The 17163-nt window shown below is 67.3% G+C and carries 14 protein-coding genes; 5 read left to right on the top strand and 9 right to left on the bottom strand.

The window, feature by feature from the left end; all coding sequences use genetic code 11:
• Positions 1 to 51: 51 nt before the first annotated feature.
• From EB084_06350 to EB084_06330, 5 genes are all read right to left on the bottom strand, one after another.
• Positions 52 to 720 carry a DNA-binding response regulator gene (locus EB084_06350; GenBank protein NDD27868.1) on the bottom strand — a complete coding sequence of 223 codons (669 nt, stop codon included), beginning with the start codon at positions 718 to 720 and terminating at the stop codon, positions 52 to 54.
• Positions 717 to 1154: an OsmC family peroxiredoxin gene (locus tag EB084_06345; protein ID NDD27867.1), complete on the bottom strand. Its 438-nt coding sequence runs from the start codon at positions 1152 to 1154 to the stop codon at positions 717 to 719. Before EB084_06345 ends, EB084_06350 begins: the two co-directional genes overlap by 4 nt.
• Positions 1155 to 1259: 105 nt before the next feature.
• Entirely contained in the window at positions 1260 to 2462 is a 1203-nt protein-coding gene (locus tag EB084_06340) for a serine/threonine protein kinase (GenBank protein ID NDD27866.1), read from the bottom strand.
• A 33-nt stretch (positions 2463 to 2495) separates the two neighbouring features.
• Entirely contained in the window at positions 2496 to 3704 is a 1209-nt protein-coding gene (locus tag EB084_06335) for a hypothetical protein (GenBank protein ID NDD27865.1), read from the bottom strand.
• Positions 3705 to 3717: 13 nt separating this feature from the next.
• Positions 3718 to 4860 carry a hypothetical protein gene (locus tag EB084_06330; GenBank protein ID NDD27864.1) on the bottom strand — a complete coding sequence of 381 codons (1143 nt, stop codon included), beginning with the start codon at positions 4858 to 4860 and terminating at the stop codon, positions 3718 to 3720.
• A gap of 193 nt (positions 4861 to 5053) precedes the next feature.
• Between EB084_06330 and EB084_06325 the strand changes: the two genes are divergently transcribed.
• From EB084_06325 to EB084_06315, 3 genes are read left to right on the top strand one after another with little or no spacing between them, the layout of a single operon-like run.
• Positions 5054 to 5503 carry a GatB/YqeY domain-containing protein gene (locus tag EB084_06325; protein ID NDD27863.1) on the top strand — a complete coding sequence of 150 codons (450 nt, stop codon included), beginning with the start codon at positions 5054 to 5056 and terminating at the stop codon, positions 5501 to 5503.
• 1 nt (position 5504) lies between these two features.
• Positions 5505 to 7268 carry a M1 family peptidase gene (locus tag EB084_06320; GenBank protein NDD27862.1) on the top strand — a complete coding sequence of 588 codons (1764 nt, stop codon included), beginning with the start codon at positions 5505 to 5507 and terminating at the stop codon, positions 7266 to 7268.
• Positions 7269 to 7296: 28 nt separating this feature from the next.
• A complete protein-coding gene (locus tag EB084_06315) occupies positions 7297 to 7521 on the top strand; it encodes a hypothetical protein (GenBank protein NDD27861.1) in 225 nt (74 codons plus the stop codon).
• A gap of 44 nt (positions 7522 to 7565) precedes the next feature.
• On the opposite strand, the gene EB084_06310 is transcribed toward EB084_06315, so the two are convergent.
• Both EB084_06310 and EB084_06305 read right to left on the bottom strand, forming a co-directional pair.
• A complete protein-coding gene (locus EB084_06310) occupies positions 7566 to 8309 on the bottom strand; it encodes a hypothetical protein (protein ID NDD27860.1) in 744 nt (247 codons plus the stop codon).
• A 94-nt stretch (positions 8310 to 8403) separates the two neighbouring features.
• Complete coding sequence (locus tag EB084_06305; GenBank protein ID NDD27859.1) at positions 8404 to 10554, bottom strand: S9 family peptidase; 2151 nt, start codon at positions 10552 to 10554, stop codon at positions 8404 to 8406.
• A 147-nt stretch (positions 10555 to 10701) separates the two neighbouring features.
• On the opposite strand from EB084_06305, the gene EB084_06300 reads away from it, so the two are divergent.
• Entirely contained in the window at positions 10702 to 11139 is a 438-nt protein-coding gene (locus tag EB084_06300; protein ID NDD27858.1) for a hypothetical protein, read from the top strand.
• Between the two features lie 20 nt (positions 11140 to 11159).
• On the opposite strand, the gene EB084_06295 is transcribed toward EB084_06300, so the two are convergent.
• Both EB084_06295 and nadA read right to left on the bottom strand, forming a co-directional pair.
• Positions 11160 to 12686: an FAD-dependent oxidoreductase gene (locus tag EB084_06295; protein ID NDD27857.1), complete on the bottom strand. Its 1527-nt coding sequence runs from the start codon at positions 12684 to 12686 to the stop codon at positions 11160 to 11162.
• Positions 12687 to 12700: 14 nt separating this feature from the next.
• The gene (gene nadA, locus EB084_06290; GenBank protein ID NDD27856.1) at positions 12701 to 13642 is read right to left on the bottom strand and encodes a quinolinate synthase NadA; all 942 of its coding nucleotides are present in this window, start codon (positions 13640 to 13642) and stop codon (positions 12701 to 12703) included.
• A gap of 573 nt (positions 13643 to 14215) precedes the next feature.
• On the opposite strand from nadA, the gene EB084_06285 reads away from it, so the two are divergent.
• Positions 14216 to 17163, top strand: a 2948-nt coding sequence (locus EB084_06285; protein ID NDD27855.1) for an adenosylcobalamin-dependent ribonucleoside-diphosphate reductase, incomplete at its 3' end; no start/stop codon positions are given.

Raw genomic sequence — 17163 nt, 5'->3', positions numbered from 1 at the left:
GCCGTTCTCCGCCCAGAAGGATGGGTGGAAGTGCGGCTTTCGGCCGCGCTTCTAGGGCTCGAAGCGGTAGCCCACGCCCCATATCGAACGCAGCGGCGAGGGCCTTCCCTCGCGTGAGAGCTTGCCGCGCAGCTTGCTGACGTGGATGTCGACCCGTCGGGTGTCGCCCACGTACTCCTCGCCCCACACGCGGTCAAGCAGCTCTTCGCGCGTGAAGGTGCGCCCCGGGGAAGCCGCGAGCACCTTGAGCAGATCGTACTCCCGCGGCGTGAGCTCGATCTCCGCGCCGTCGAGGGTGACCTTGCGCGAGACGGTGTCGACGACCACGGGGCCGGCTTGCGTGCTGGCCGCAGCAGGCATCCGTGCGCGTCGCAGCACGGCCTTCACCCGCGCCGCCAGCTCTCGCGGCAGGAACGGCTTCACCAGGAAGTCGTCGGCCCCCATCTCGAGCGCCGCGACGCGGTCTGCCCCTTCGCTGCGGGCGGAGACCACCACGATGGGCACTGTGCTCGTCTGGCGCAAGCGGGTGAGCACGTCGAAGCCGTCGAGGGTGGGCATCTGCAGATCGAGCACCACCACCTCGCAGCCGGCGACGCGCTGCAGCGCCTGCTGGCCGTCGGCGGCAAGGGTGACCTCGTACCCATGCTCCTCGAGGCATCGCCGCTCGAGCTCGCGGATGTCCGGGTCATCGTCGACCACAAGGACGCGCCCGCTGCTCATCCGGGGGCAGGTGCTTCGTAGGTGAATGTGATGTTCTGCGCGATGTCCGGGTGGAGGCTCTGGTGAACGGGGCAGTGCATTGCGGCCCGTTCGAGCTTGTCACGCTGGGCCTGGTCGATGGCGACGGCACGCTCGGCGGGAACCACCACGTTCACGTCGAGACGCCCGATGCGTCGCAGAGGTGCCGTGGCCATGTGCTTCTCAACGTGAGCCTTCGCGCCGCTCAGGTCGATGCCGAGACGCTGCGCGAGGGTGCCCATGATGGTGAGCACACACGTTCCCACCGCGGTGGCGACCAGGTCGGTGGGGGAGAAGGCCTCCCCTCTGCCCCCGTTGTCGACGGGCGCGTCGGTGATGAACGTGTCGCCGCTGGGGCCGTGCGTTGCTCGGGTGTGCAGGTCACCCAGGTATTCCACATCGATGCGAACCGCCATGATGCTCCTTCGTGATGGGAGGCTCTGCACGGTGGCCGTGTGACTGACGTGTCTGACCGCACCACCGTGCGGTCAGACTACGCCATCGGCGCCTGCTTCTCCCACTCACGGCTGCGGCGGTGTTTCTCCGCCAGGTCGCGTCCAGCACCGCGCGTGCGTTCCCACATACGAGTCGCGCCAGGCGCGCGATGGATCGTCGCGCAGCCCCGCGCGAGCGATGACCTGGGTGCTCAGCGCCGAGAGCGCGCGAGAGGTGCCCAGCAGGTCGACGTGTCCTTCGTCGCTTGCGATCTGGATGCGCAGCGGGTGTCCGGTGGTGCTGTCGATGGTCTCGCGAAGCCGATGGATGGTGCTCCACGGCCATTCCGCCCAATGGCCGTGGATGCAGATGCGCAGCCCCTCATCGTGGATCTCGGTGCGTCGCTGACGGCCCCAGCCCTCTTTCTGATGGGCCAGGCACATGTGCGGGGCGCTGTGCCGTGCGGGCGGCGCGGTCGCAGTCTGCGGTGCGGCGACGAGGCTGCGCCCCATCTCCTCGGCCGACGCGGGGCGCGCCGCGGGGTCGATGGAGAGCGCCTGCGCCACCGTGCTCGAGAAGGCCGCGGGAACGCCCGGGGCGCAGGCGTCGAGCGGTGGGAAGCGCCAGGCGAGGGTGCTGGGGTCGATTCCGGAGACCAGATGATGGAGGAGTGCGCCCAGGCTGTAGAGGTCGGTTCGGGTGTCGCTCTGGCGACGTCCGTACTGCTCCGGCGCCGCGTAGCCGGGCGTGCCCAGGGGCACGGTGTCGTGGGCGAGCCCCAGGCGCCATCGCCGCGCGGCGCCGAGATCGATGAGGCGCACGGTGCCGTCGTCGGCGAGCATCACGTTCGAAGGCGTGAGATCGCGATGCACCACGTCGTGGCGATGCAGCCAGGCGAGCACGTCGAGCAGCGCGCGCCCGATGTCGAGGGCCTGCCGCCAGGGCAGGGGACCCTCACTCGCCATTCGCTCCGCGAGGGTGTGACCAGGCACGAGCTCTTCCACGAGGTGCAGGTGGCCGTCTTGTTCGATCTGTTCGATGACGAGGGGAAGGCCGGGATGGGCCAGCGACTGCAGCAGCGTGAACTCGCGCTCGAAGTGGCGGATCTCGTCGTCGTCGGCGTCGTCGCGAAGCCGCTTGATGGCGACCAGGCCCGCCCCGTGCAGGGGGTGGGCGCGATAGATGGTGCTGCTCCCCCCTCGGGCCAACACTGACGCGATCTGGTAGCGTCCTCCCACCACGGTGCCCGCGGGCAGATCGCTCACGTCTCCCACGCCTCCGAAGCGGATGCGCGCACCCGTCTCAGCTCCTCGCTCGGCAGGCTAGCGGAGAAGGTCGAACAGGAGCTTGAGCAGGCCTGTGGCATTGCCGGTCATCTCGGAGGCGTTCGAGGCGCCCTTGGAACCGCTGTCGAGCGATGATGACAGCTGTGCCTCCGCGGTGTTGATGAACGTGTCGCGGTCGCTGATGACCGCCTGGCACGGCAGCTGCGCCGATCGCGTGGCGAGCTCCGGGACCCGCTTGACCGCGGTGCCGATGGCCATGAACTCGATGAGGCCCCCTCCGAGGTCGTAGACATACGTCTTGATGCCGGCGACGTCGTCGGCCCCCAGCGCCTGCGCGTCGTTGGCGATCTTCTGGACGGCGTTCTCGCGCGCCTCGTAGATGAGGTGGGTGTAGTCGGTGATCTCGCCGCGAGACAGCGCCTGGAACCAGCTCTTGATGCGCCCGGCGAGGCCGATCGAGTAGACCGACACGCCCAGCACCAGCTTGAGGGGCATGTAGCCCATCTTCGCGAGGTTCCAGGTCTCCAGGCAGGTGAGGTCGCTGGTTGCGGGGCGGGTGCGGAACATCTCGGGATAAGCGTCGTGATGGGAAGCGGTGCCCAGCATCACCATCTCCTGCATGCCCTTGAACGGGATGATGGAGGTCTTGATGCCCAGCACGCAGTTCGCGCCGGCCGACTTCGCCTCTTCGGTGATGCGCTCGAGGGCGAGGTGACGCGTGTAGTTGAAGACATCGGAGTATTCCTTCACCTCGCCGCGCTTCAGGCTGCGCAGCCCGCCGAGGAGCCCGCCTCCGACGCCCACCGAGTAGGCCACGTTCCCGAAGACGAACTTCACGGGGCGGTAGCCCGCGTCGATCTGGCAGTAGAGCTCCTGGCCGTTCGACGACGAGGTGAACGCAACGTTCTCGCCGCCGTGGTCGGAGGCGTGGATGGTGCTGCCCACCGAGAGAAACTCGATGTTGCCGTTCAGGAAGACCAGCTCGTTGCTCACGCCGGTCACACCCACCCCGCCCCGCCGCCCGGCTTCTGTCGCCAGGCGCGCGTAGGCGTTGGCACGCCCTTCGTGCACGAGATCGGTGACCTGCTTCACCTCGCCACCGAGGAAGGTGCGGAAGCTCGATCCGAAGCTGCCGATCACCCCCATCGAGAACACGCTGTTCCCCACGATGAGGTCGCCCGGCGCCAGGCCCTTCTTGGTGAGGCACCAGATCTCGTTTCCGGAGAGACCGGTCATGACGGGCATCGTCTTCTGTCTCCTATCCGCGGCTCTGGTTGAGGTTCGAGCCGAGCGACATCTCGGCGGTGTTGATGAACGTGTCGGAGTCGCGGATGATGGCCTGCGGTGGAAGCTGCTCGCTCACGGTTCGCAGCCCTTCCATCTTCTTCACCGCGGTGCCGATGGCCATGAACTCGATCATGCCCCCGCCGAGCTGGTAGACATAGGTCTTGATGCCCACCACGTCGTCGGCGCCGAGCGCCTGTGCGTCGGCTGAGATCTTGGCCAGGGCGTTCTGGCGGGCATCGTAGATGAGGGTGGTCAGCTCCTCGATCTCGCCACGCTTGAGCGCCTTGAACGCCGACGTGATTCCCCCCACGATGCCCAGTGAGTACACCGATACCCCGAGCACGAGGCTGAGCGGCATGTACCCCAGGTTCACCAGGTTCCACATCTCCTCGTTGGTGAGGTCGCTCGTGATCGGGCGCTGGCTGAACTGCGGCGGCAGCATGGGGTGGTGTGACGCCGTGCCGATCATCAGCATCTCCTGCATGCCCTGGAACGGGACGATGGAGGTGTTGATGCCCACGACCGCGTTGGCGCCGGCTTCCGCGGCTTCCTTGGTGATGCGCTGCAGCGCAAGGTGACGGGTGGTGTTGAAGACCTCGGAGTACTGGTGCACCTCTCCGCGCTGCAGGCTCTTGAGCGCGCCCATGATGCCGCCTCCGACACCGATGGAGTAGGCCACGTTTCCGAAGACGAACTTCACGGGCTTGAACCCGGCGTCGAGCTGGCAGTAGAGCCCCTGCCCGTCGGCGGAGGTCGAGAAGGCGAGCTTCTCCCCCGAGGGCTGCGCACCTTCGGCGTGTAGGGTGCTGCCCACCGACAGGAACTCGATGTTCCCCGCCACCTGCACCAGCTCGCTGGTGACACCGGTGATGCCCACGCCCCCGCGTCGCAGCGCCTCTTCCTGCATGCGGGCGTAGGAGTTCTGACGACCTTCGTGGATGATGCTCGTCACCTGGTCGACCTCGCCGCCGACCAGGGTCTTCAGGCCTGACCCGATGCCGCCGAGGAAGCCCATGGAGAACACGCTGTTCCCGATCACCAGATCGCCTGCCTGAAGCCCTTTCTGGTGCAAGCAGTACATCTCATTGCCCGAGAGCCCGGTCATCACAGCCATGGGTATCGCCTCCTGAGGCCTGCGCTGTGTGCGCCCGCGAGAACGCCGCTCGGAACATGCGGCAGCGCGTGCGGGTGAACACGACAAGCGTTGAATCTTGTTCAACTATCACGAACCTTCCCCAGATTCCTGCCGTCCTCGAAAGGCATCATTCGGGAGGGGGAGGAGCGGGGGCATGACGAAGGGCGCCACCATGAGCATCTACGAAAGCATCCAGCACGATCTCACGCAGGCCATGAAGGCCCGCGAGAAGGAACGTCTCGACACCTTGCGCATGATGAAGTCAGCGCTCAAGCTCGAGGAGATCGAGGCCCAGGGGGCACTCGACGACGCGGCCACCTGCAAGGTGCTGCTGCGCCTGTGCAAGCAGCGCAAGGAGTCCATCGAGCAGTTCGAGCGCGGGGGGCGCACCGAGCTGGCCGACCGGGAGCGCGCCGAGCTCGCCATCATCGAGGCCTATCTCCCCAAGGCCCCCGACGAGGCGGCGATCAAGGACGCCGTGGCAGCTGCAGCGGAGCGGCTCGGCGCAAGCTCGCCCAAGGACATGGGGGCCGTCATCAAGGCGGTGATGGCGCACTTCGCCGGACAGCCAGTCGACGGCAAGCGGGTCAGTGAGCTGGTGAAGGAGAGGCTGGGCAGCTGACATGTCGCGTCTCGACCCCCATTCGTGCAATGACAGCGCCCAGCCCGAGGCGCGCCACCTGACCTGGCGGGCCCGCGTCGATTTCGCGGCGCGCCGGCTCGAGGCCGAGGCGGTGCTGCACTTCGACGAAGAGATCACGGGGGCGCTCGATCTCGATACCCGCGACCTCGAGATCACATCGGTGACGGATGACGCCGGACGGTCCGTGCCCTACCGCCTCGACGCGCCGGATCCGGTGCTCGGTTCAGTGCTGCGCCTCGACCTCGAGACCGCGACCCGAACCGTGACGATGCGCTATCGCACCTCGCCCGACGCCAGCGCGCTGCAATGGCTGCTGCCGGCGCAGACGTCGGGGGGGAACCACCCGTTCCTCTTCAGCCAGTGCCAGGCCATCCACGCGCGGTCGGTGGTTCCCTTGCAGGACACCCCTCGCATCCGCCTCACCTACGAGGCAGAGCTCGAGGTGCCGCACGCGCTCCGAGGCCTCATGGCCGCCGCGTTCGTGGGGCGCGAGGAACGGGGGGAGACGGCGGTGGAGCGGTATGCCTTGCGCCACCCCATCCCGCCGTATCTCTTCGCCCTGGCCGTGGGCGAGCTCGTCTCGGCTGAGCTCGGGCCACGCTCTCGGGTCTGGGCCGAGCCGTCGGTCATCGACCGCGCGGCGTACGAGTTTGCCGGGGTCGACGCCATGATCACCGCCTCTGAGGCGCTGTTCGGGGGCTACGATTGGGATCGCTTCGACATCCTCACCATGCCGTCGTCGTTCCCCTATGGCGGGATGGAGAACCCCTGCCTCACCTTTCTCACGCCCACGCTCCTGGCGGGAGATCGCTCGCTCGTGAACGTGCTGGCGCACGAGCTGGCCCACTCGTGGACAGGGAACCTCGTCTCGAACGCTGACGCCGAGCACTTCTGGCTCAATGAGGGATTCACCGTATTTGCGGAGCGCCGCATCGTCGAGGCGCTCGACGGTGCGGAGGTGGCGGCGCTGCAAGCGGCCATCGGCCGGCGCGCGCTCGAGGAGTCGGTGGCCCAGTTCGCGCAGCGCCCCGAGATGACGCATCTGCGAACCCATCTGACGGGGGTCGATCCGGACGAGGTCTACTCGTCGGTACCCTACGAGAAGGGCTACCTCTTCTTGCGCTGCCTCGAGACGCATGTGGGTCGGGTGCGATTCGACACGTTCCTGCGCGACTATCTGCGTCGGCATCGCTTCCAGTCGGTCACCACCGATGCATTCGTGGCCTTCACCGAGGAGCAGCTTCCCGGCGCGCTCGCGGCGGTCTCAGCCGACGCCTGGCTCGATGGGCCGGGAATCCCCTCGAATGCGCCGCGGTCGACGTCGGCCCGCCTGGAAGCGGTTCTCGCCCTGGGGACTGAGGTGCCTTCGGCCGCCATCGCCGACACGTGGTCGCCCGCGGAATGGCAGATCTACCTCGAGTCGCTGCCGCGTCCGGCGCCGGAGGGCGTCTGCGACGCCCTCGACAAGCGCTTCTCCCTCACGGGGAGCGGAAACGCCGAGATCGTCTTCTCGTGGCTCACCCTGGCGGTGGAGAGCCGGTACGACGTGGTCCTGGCGCGAGTCGAGCAGGCGCTGGGCGAGGTGGGGCGCATGAAGTTCCTCAAACCGCTCTATTCGGCGCTCAACGACCGGCCGGACACCTGTGCGCTCGCGCGGCGCATCTTCGAGCGTCATCGCGAGGGCTATCACCCCATCGCCCAGCAGGTCATCCGACAGATGCTGCACGCCGCGCCCGTGTCATGAGGCTCGGTGGGGCTGTGCCGGTCGCATCGTGACGCGCGACGCCTTCCGCATCTGCGCCACCTGCCGTCACCTCGAGGTGCTCGAGCAGGGGAGGGCCTTCCCCCAGATCGTCGACACCGAGTTCATGCGGTTCCGCTGCGCAGTGCTGGGCATCTCGGGCCGTGAGGACTACCTCATGGCGCCGGTCGAGGAGACCCTGCCCACCGACCCGCCGGCGACCTGTCCGCACTGGACCGCGCACGACCGTATCTGAGGGGGGGCGTGGCCGCCGTCGCTTCCGCGCGACGGCGGCTGCGCTCACTGCTGCTGCGGAGGCGCCACGCGGCCGTTCCAGGACGGATGCAGGTTGGCTCCGGCGTGCAGGTACAGCACGTGCGGGCGGTCTGCGCTGTCTGCAGTCATGACCGCCATGTCGCCCACCTGCATGCGACCGCTCGCGCCGCTCGACGCGTACGGCAGCGCGAGATCGTGCCACGAAGCGCCCTCCGGAACGGTGATGGTCGATCGCTTGCCGTTGTCGCCGAGAATCACCACCTGGGCTCCGCTGATGCTCGTGACCTTGCCCATCATGACGACCTTGAGCCGGCCCTCACCGGTCGTGGCCTGACCCGCGGAGGGTGATGTCGCTCGGGGGGGCGCCGCGGCGCTCTGACCGCCGGTCGGGTAGACCGTTCGATACCCGGGGACCACCTGCACGAAGAGCGCGTCCCATGTGCGGTCGATGCGCTGGTTCTGATGGTAGACGATGATGTGCGTCTTCTGCTGCCGGTCGGTTCCGAGGACGAAGATGTCTCCCGCACGGATGTCTGCAAGGGTGATGCGGGCCGGCGGCGGGCTGCTGGCGTCGTGCACCTCGGCGGCGGGGCTGAACTCGATGCTGCCGGTCTGGCCGTCGGTGCGCGAGAAGGTGACCTTGCGGCCGTCCACCTGCTGGATCTGTCCGAAGATGACCAGCTGGAAGTCTGCGGTGTCGGCGTTCGCCGCCCCGACCATGGCGAGGATGGCGCAGAGCGCCGCGATGATGATGGACGTGCGCTTCATGAGACCTTCTCCTGTCGGGAGATGGAGGCGCGAGCGCCTCTTCCTGCGAGTTGGCCGCGGGAGGGATTTCCCCTCTCCCGGCTGCGTCGGCGCGTCAGATCGTCGGTGTCATACCGAGGGTCCGGACCAGGAACGCCCACTGATCGGTGACCTCGTCGATGACCTTCGTCACCGGCTTCCCCGCACCATGCCCAGCGCGGGTCTCGATGCGGATGAGCACGGGGGCGCCAGCGCCCTGGGCGGCCTGGAGGGCGGCGGCGAACTTGAAGCTATGGGCCGGCACCACGCGGTCGTCGTGGTCGGCGGTGATGATGAGGGTGGCCGGATACCTGGCGCCCTTGCGGATGTTGTGCAGGGGCGAGTATCGGAGCAGCGCCTTGAAGTCGTCAGCATTGTCTGGCGAACCGTAGTCTGACGTCCAGGCCCAGCCGATGGTGAACTTGTGGAAGCGCAGCATGTCGAGCACGCCTACACCCGGTATGGCAGCGCCGAAGAGATCCGGGCGCTGGGTGATGGCGGCCCCCACGAGCAGGCCGCCGTTGCTGCGCCCGAGGATGGCCAGGCGCTTCGGCGAGGTGTAGCGCTCCTTCACGAGCCATTCTGCGGCCGCGATGAAGTCATCGAAGACGTTCTGCTTGCGGTGCTTCGTGCCCGCCTGATGCCACGCCTCGCCGTACTCTCCGCCGCCGCGGATGTTGGCCACGGCGTACACGCCCCCCATCTCCATCCACACCAGGTTGCCCACGCTGAACGCGGGCTGGATGGGGATGTTGAAGCCGCCGTAGCCGTACAGGAGGACGGGGTTGGCGCCGTCGCGACGCAGGCCACGGCGCGCCGTGACGTAGATGGGCACGCGCGTGCCGTCGCGACTCGTGTAGAACGAGAGCTTCGTCTCGTAGCGGCGCGCGTCGAAGTCGACCTTCGGCCTGCGGAAGAGCGACGATGCGCCGGTCGCGACGTCGTAGCGATAGATGGTGCGGGGTGTGGTGAAGCTCGTGTACATGTAGAAGGTCTCGGCGTCGTCGCGGTGCCCGCCGAAACCGCCCACCGTGCCCAGGCCCGGGAGAGCCAGTGGCTTTGCGTCTCTCCCGTCTGGTGTGAACGAGCGAACCGCGGCGTGCGCGTCCTGCATGTACTGCACGACGAGGCGATGGCCCACGAGCGAAACCGCCTCGATGGTGTCGCGCGACTCCGGGATGACCACGGTGCGATCGGCGGCCTGCGGGTGCTTGACGTCGATGTGGAAGACGGCGCCTCGGGGGGCCTTCCACGTCGTGCTGAACCAGAAGCGCTCGCCGTCGCTGTCGATGAAGTCGTAGGCTGCGTCGGCCTGATCGAACAGCGGCGTCACACAGGCGCGGTCGACGCGTCCCTCCTTCGGGATGGGATGGGCTGCAAGGTCGAGAACGAAGATCCGGTTCTTGCGCTCGGTGCCGTGGGTGACCGTGATGATGAGGAAGCGCCCGTCGCGTGTCGCCTCTCCGCTGAAGCCCCACTCCTTCTGGTCGGGTCGGTCGTAGACCAGCACGTCGGCGTCCTGGGGCGTGCCCAGGCGGTGGAAGTAGAGCTTCTGGTAGTAGTTGGCCTCGCGCAGCGCCTTCGCCCCTTCCTTCGGAGCATCGTAGCGGCTGTAGAAGAACCCGCTGCCGTCGGCCGCCCACGAGGCGCCGCTGAACTTCACCCATCGCAGGGTGTCGGCGAGATCGCGGCCGTCGTCGACGTTGCGCACGTGGAACTCGGTCCAGTCGGAGCCCGCCACCGACAGGGCATAGGCGAGATGGCGGCCGTCGAGGCTCACCGACCACGTGTTGAGGGCGGTGGTGCCGTCTTTCGAGAGCGTGTTGGGATCGAGCAGCACCCGGGGGGCGTCGGTGAGCGATGACGCGGTGAAGAGCACGCTCTGGTTCTGCAGCCCGTCGTTGTGGAACCAGAAGTAGCGCCCGCCTTCCTTCCACGGCACATCGAAGCGCTCGAAGTTCCACAGCTTCGTGAGGCGGGCCTTGATGGCGTCTCTCTGCGGGACGGCGTCGAGGAAGGCGCGGGTGACCCCGTTCTCGGCGGCGATCCAGCGCTGGGTGGCGGGGCTGTCCGGGTCTTCGAGAGGACGGTACGGGTCGGCGACCTTCACGCCGTGGATCACATCGACCTGGGGGGCGGAAGGCGCGGACGGGTAGGGCAGGGGTGTGGTCCAGGCCGCCCCGACCAGGGTCGAGGCGAGGGCAAGGGTGGTGACGAGACGCTTCATCGGCACTGCTCCGAAAGAGAGGTCGTCCCCTCTTCTCGCTCCACGACGGGGGTCCTGGCGGAGGGCGTGTCAGGTCGCTGCCGGGAGGGGACACCGGAGGGGGACACCCGTCCCGCAGCTTCTAGAGAGAGTGTGAGGAACACGCGCATGGACATCAACGCCGATCGCGAGCTCGATCTCTACACCGCCGACGTTCGCCCCGACAGCCGCGCCTACACGACAGACCCGCAGGTGGCGGCCGCATTCGACGGCACCCTCGATCCACCGGGGCGCATCGATGGCGCCCGCGACATGCGCCGCGACGAGGCGCTCGAGCAAGGGCTCGACCTCGATCTCGTGGCGGGAGACGCGGAGACCTCGTTCGTCGATCTCGTCGACGCCAACACGGTGGGACAAGGCGGGGTGAGCGGGGCCTGGCAGCTCACCGATCCGGTGACGGTGGACGAGATCGGGCGTGCCATCGGAATCGAGTACCGCGACGACGAGCCGCTGCAGTCGAATCGCAAGATGCGCCAGCGTGACGCAGCCTTTCGCCGCTGGGAGCTCGACCCGGCATCGTCGGACGACTGGCCGCACGAGGTCTGACGCGGCGCTGCCGACGAGGGTCAGCGACCTTGCGGTTCAGGAGCGGTCGAGGCTTCGACGTCGGCCGGTGCGTCGTCGCGATAGTGGCACCCCACGCTCCAGCGCGCCTCGATGGCGGCCTCGAGAACCGCGCGGGCCGCCAGGAGGCCGTTTCGCAGCCCCACGAGTGCGTCGGTCATCTCGCCCTGGCGGTAGAAGTCCTCGATCTCGATGTGCAGCTCATTGAGGATCTTCTGCGCCCGTCGAAGGCGCTTGCCAGAGCGGGCCAGCCCCACGTAGTTCCACATGGTCTGCTGGATGGTGAGCCAGTCCTGGAGGATGAGCGCGGGGTCGACGGGCTCGTGCTCGTGACGCCAGGGTGCGATGGGGGGGAGGTAGGGCGTGCCCTCCGCGCGCACACCGCGGGCCGCGGCCTCTCCGGCGCGGGTGCCCCAGACCAGGCCCTCGAGCAGGGAGGTGCTGGCAAGGCGGTTTGCGCCGTGAACGCCCGTGCACGAGACCTCGCCCACGGCGCGCAGGCGTCGCATGCTCGATCGCCCCTCGCTGTCGACGGCCACGCCGCCGCATGAGTAGTGCGCCGCGGGGACAACGGGTATGGGCTCGCGGGTCAGATCGAAGCCCAGGCCGGCACAGGTCTCGTAGATGCTGGGGAAGTGCTCTCGCACCCATGCGGGGTCCTTGTGCGAGATGTCGAGGAACGCGCAGCGCTCCCCCGTGTCGAGCATCATCTGATGGATGCCGCGCGCCACCACGTCACGAGGCGCCAGCGAGCCGTCCGGATGCATCTCGCGCATGAACTCGCGCCCGCGGCTGTCGATGAGACGCGCCCCCTCTCCGCGGAGCGCTTCCGAGAGGAGGAAGCGACCGCTGTGATGGTAGAGCGCCGTCGGATGGAACTGCACGAACTGCAGGTTGATGAGGCGGACGCCGGCCCGCGCGGCCATGGCGATTCCGTCGCCTCTCGATCCGGCGGGGTTGGTGGTGTGCAGGAAGAGCCGCCCCAAACCTCCGGTCGAGAGGATCACCTCGCCCGCCAGGAGGGGCGTGACCCACCCGCTCTGTGAGAGGGTGAGCAGATCGACCGCCGTGTGCCGCGTGAGCATCCGGATGCGCGGCTCTGCGCGTACCGCCGCGAGCAGCGAGACCTGGATGGCGCGCCCGGTCATGTCCTTGTGGTGCACGATGCGGGCCACCGAGTGCGCCGCCTCCGCGGTGAGATGGAGATGGCCATCGACGCGATCGAACGGCACGTGCAGCTGCTCCACCAGCAGCTCGCGCACCAGGCGCGGCCCTTCCACGGCCAGGAGCGCGGCGGCGGAGGGCGAGGTGAAGCCCGCGCCGGCGACGGAGATGTCATCGGCCAGCAGGGCGGGCGAATCGCTGTCGCCGCGATAGATGATGCCCCCCTGGGCGTACATGGTGTTGGTCTCGGCGGGTTCGGTCTCGCGGGTGATCATGGCCACGCTGGCCCCGCCGCGGGCCGCAGCCAGGGCGGCGGAGCAGCCTGCGATGCCGCTGCCGACGACGAGGATGTCGACGGTCTCGATCTTGGTGGCCACGGTCAGCTCATCTCCAGCATCCGCCGGATGGGGCGTTCCGCGCGCACGCGGACCTCTTCCGGCACGTTCACCTGGGGCTGCAGATCGCGCAGGCAGGCCGCGATCTTCTCGAGGGTGTTGAGGCGCATGAAGGGGCACTGGCTGCATGCGCACCCCGTGTGGGTCGGCGCGGGGATGTAGGTCTTGTCCGGAGCGTGCTTGCGCATCTGGTGGATGATGCCTTCCTCGGTGGCCACGATGAAGGCGCGGGCGTCGGAGCGCTGCACGAACGAGAGCAGCCCGGATGTCGACCCGATGTGGTCGGCGTGCTGCAGAATCGTCTCCTCGCACTCCGGATGGGCGATGACGAGCGCTTCGGGATGACGGGCCCGCAGCCCGAGAATCGCCTTCTCGCTGAACGCCTCGTGCACGATGCAGCTGCCCGGCCACAAGGTCATCTCGCGGCCCGTGGTCTTCATGATGTAGCGGCCCAGATGCTGATCCGGCCCGAAGAGGATGGGCTGCTCCGGCGGGAGCTGACGGATGATCCTCTCGGCGTTCGACGACGTGACGCAGATGTCGGTGAGGGCTTTCGTCGCTGCGCTGGTGTTGACGTAGGTGACCACCAGGTGGCCGGGATGGCTGTCGATGAACGCCTTGAACCGGTCGGGAGGGCAGCTGTCTGCGAGGGAGCAGCCGGCCGCCAGATCGGGAACGAGCACCGTCTTCGAGGGATTGAGGATCTTCGCGGTCTCGGCCATGAAGTGCACGCCCGCCAGCACGATCACCTCGGCTTCTGTCTGGGTGGCGGCTTGCGCCAGCTGCAGGCTGTCACCGATGAGATCAGCGATGTCCTGGATGTCGGGGTCTTGATAGTAGTGCGCCATGATGACGGCGCGGCGATCACGCTTGAGGCGCTCGATCTCGACGAACGGATCGAGGGACGGGGGGGGAGACGTGGTCATGGATACCTCCGGGGCGCACCTTCTCTTCCTGCGGGGGCGCACCCTGCGCCAGCGGGGCGGAGGACGGGAACACCGGCGCCCTGCCCGCGGAGGGCAAGCGGTGTTCCGGTTCGTGTCCACAGCATCCACATTCCGGAAGGACGGCCATCCACAGCGCGAACCGCGACGCAACGCCGTTCGTGAATGTTATCCGGAAACGTTCCCACAGGAATCCTTCCGGATATGTGGGGAACTTGTGGACAACTTCCACTCTTGACACACAATATGTAGTGTTGTATATTCTCTCAGGGTACTAGATATGGGTTCTGGACGTAAAGCACGCTTTCTTCCCGCATCGCGTGACGGGGGAGGCGCGCTGAGCTGCCGATCTCCACTCTCCCGTGAAGACCCGCCGAAGGGTTCCGCGCAGACGAGCAGCGGTCTTCGGCGACCACCGAAGGACTCACCCTGGGCCGGCCGACGTCGTGGACGCGACGCGGGCCGGCCCGCTGTTCGACCCGGGGCTCTCTCCGCAGCGGCGATGGCGCCCGACGACATCACTGGCGATACAGGCGAGAAAGACGAGGACGCACCATGAAGATCAGTCGCTACTACACCCGGGCCGGCCGCGATCCCTACGCAGACATCGCGTTCGAGCCCCGTCGCAGCGAGATCCGCAATCCGGATGGCTCGACGGTGTTCAAGATGGAGAACGTGATGGTTCCGTCTTCATGGTCGCAGGTCGCTACTGACATCCTGGCCCAGAAGTACTTCCGCAAGGCAGGGGTTCCCCAGGCAGACGGCTCCACCGGTTCCGAGACCGACAGCCGTCAGGTGTTCGATCGCATGGCCGGCTGCTGGCGCGCGTGGGGTGAGCGGCATCGCTACTTCGACAGCGCCGACGACGCGCAGGCCTTCCAGGACGAGCTGTGTTATATGCTGGCCCAGCAGATCGCCGCGCCGAACAGCCCGCAGTGGTTCAACACGGGGCTTCATCACGCCTACGGCATCACGGGGGTTCCGCAGGGCCACTTCTATGTCGACGCCGAGACCGGTGAGCTCCAGAAGAGCCGCAACGCGTACGAGCGTCCCCAGCCCCACGCCTGCTTCATCCTCTCGGTGAAGGACGATCTGGTCAATGAGGGCGGCATCATGGACCTCTGGACCCGAGAGGCGCGCATCTTCAAATACGGGTCCGGCGTGGGCACCAACTTCTCTCGCATCCGGGGCGAGAACGAGCGCCTCAGCGGGGGCGGTCGCTCGAGCGGCCTCATGAGCTTCCTCAAGGTCGGTGACCGCAGCGCCGGTGCCATCAAGTCTGGCGGAACCACGCGTCGCGCCGCCAAGATGGTGTGCCTCGACGTCGACCATCCGGACATCGAGGCCTTCGTCAACTGGAAGGTCGTCGAGGAGCAGAAGGTGGCCAGCCTCGTGGCCGGGTCGCAGTCGAACAACAAGCATCTCAACGCCGTCATGCAGGCCTGCCACACCCATGAGTCTGACGATGACCGCTTCGATCCCCGCCGCAACGTGCGCCTTCGCCAGGCCGTGGCCGAAGCCAAGCGGGCGCTGGTTCCCCTGAACTACATCCAGCGCGTGATCCAGCTCGCCCAGCAGGGATGGACCAGCATCGAGTTCCCCGTCATGGACGCGGGATACGAGAGCGAGGCCTACGTGACGGTGGCGGGCCAGAACTCCAACAACTCCATCCGCGCGTCGAACGCCTTCCTCGACGCGGTGGAGACCAACGGCACGTGGGAGCTCACCTCGCGTCTCGACGGCAAGGTGGTCAAGCAGCTGCCCGCCCGCGCCCTCTGGGATGACATCTGCTACGCCGCCTGGGCCAGTGCCGATCCGGGGGTGCAGTACGACACCACCATCAACGAGTGGCACACCTGCCCCGCCGACGGTCGCATCAACGCGAGCAACCCGTGCTCCGAGTACATGTTCCTCGACGACACGGCATGCAACCTCGCGTCCATCAACCTCACCCGTTTCTACAACACCGAGACTGGCGCGTTCGATTTCGACGGCTATCGCCACGCCATCCGCCTCTGGACCGTCGTGCTCGAGATCAGCGTTCTCATGGCCCAGTTCCCCAGCCGCGAGATCGCCCTGCGCAGCTACCAGTTCCGCACGCTCGGCCTGGGCTACGCCAACCTCGGCGCCCTGCTCATGCAGATGGCCATGCCCTACGACAGCGATCGGGGTCGCGCCGTGGCTGGCGCCCTCACCGCGGTGCTCGGCGGCGAGTCGTACGCGACCTCGGCCGAGATGGCGCGCGAGCTGGGCACCTTCCCCAGCTACAGCCCGAACAGAGACGCGATGCTGCGAGTCATTCGCAACCATCGCCGTGCGGCCTACAACACGCCGTCCGAGCAGTACGAGGGCCTGAGCATCCCGCCGGTGGGTCTCGATCCGACGCACAGCGACGAGGCGTTCGTCAAGGCGGCCCGCACCGCGTGGGATCGCGCCCTGCAGCTGGGGGAGACCCACGGCTTCCGCAATGCCCAGGTCACCGTTCTGGCCCCCACCGGCACCATCGGTCTCATCATGGACTGCGACACCACGGGGGTCGAGCCTGACTTTGCCCTGGTGAAGTTCAAGAAGCTGGCGGGCGGCGGATACTTCAAGATCATCAACCAGTCACTGCCGGCCGCGCTGCGCCGCCTCGGCTACAACCCGGAGGAGATCGAGATCGTGGTGGCCTACTGCCTGGGTCGCAAGACCCTCGAGGGCGCCCCGCACATCAACCACGACACCTTGCGCGAGAAGGGATTCACCGAGATGGAGCTCGGACGGGTCGAAGAGGCGCTGCAGAACGCCTTCGAGATCCAGTTCGCGTTCAACAAGTTCACCCTCGGCGAAGCGTTCTGCAAGGACGTGCTGGGCGCCACCGACGAGCAGCTCAACGACTGGAGCTTCTCGCTCCTCGAGCACCTCGGCTTCACCCGGGAGCAGATCTCCTCGGTGAACGAGTACGTGTGCGGCACCATGACCGTCGAGGGAGCGCCTCACCTCAAGCCCGAGCACTACGCGGTGTTCGACTGCGCCAACAAGTGCGGCAAGAAGGGCAAGCGCTACATCTCGTCCGAGGGCCACATCCGCATGATGGCGTCGGCGCAGCCGTTCCTGAGCGGCGCCATCAGCAAGACCATCAACCTTCCATCAGACGCGCCCATCGAAGACATCGCGAAGGCGTACATGCTGTCTTGGAAGCTCGGGCTGAAGGCCAACGCACTCTACCGCGACGGGTCCAAGCTGAGCCAGCCGCTCAACGCGGCGCTCGACGACGCGGCGGCCGCCATCCTCGATGCGGCCATCGATGACTCGCTGTCCGACGCGCCGACACCGGTGGTGCAGACCGCCCAGAAGCTGGTCTATCGCTATCTCGCTCGTCGGCGCACCCTTCCCACCCGCCGTCGCGGCTACACGCAGAAGGCGCACGTCGGCGGTCACAAGGTGTACGTGCGCACGGGTGAGTACGCCGATGGCAGCCTGGGCGAGATCTTCATCGACATGCATCGCGAGGGTGCAGCCTT

The organism is Pseudomonadota bacterium (assembly GCA_010028905.1).
Classification (GTDB): Bacteria; Vulcanimicrobiota; Xenobia; order RGZZ01; family RGZZ01; genus RGZZ01.
The sequence above is the reverse complement of the archived record's forward strand: the minus strand, read 5'-3'. Positions and strand labels throughout refer to the sequence as shown.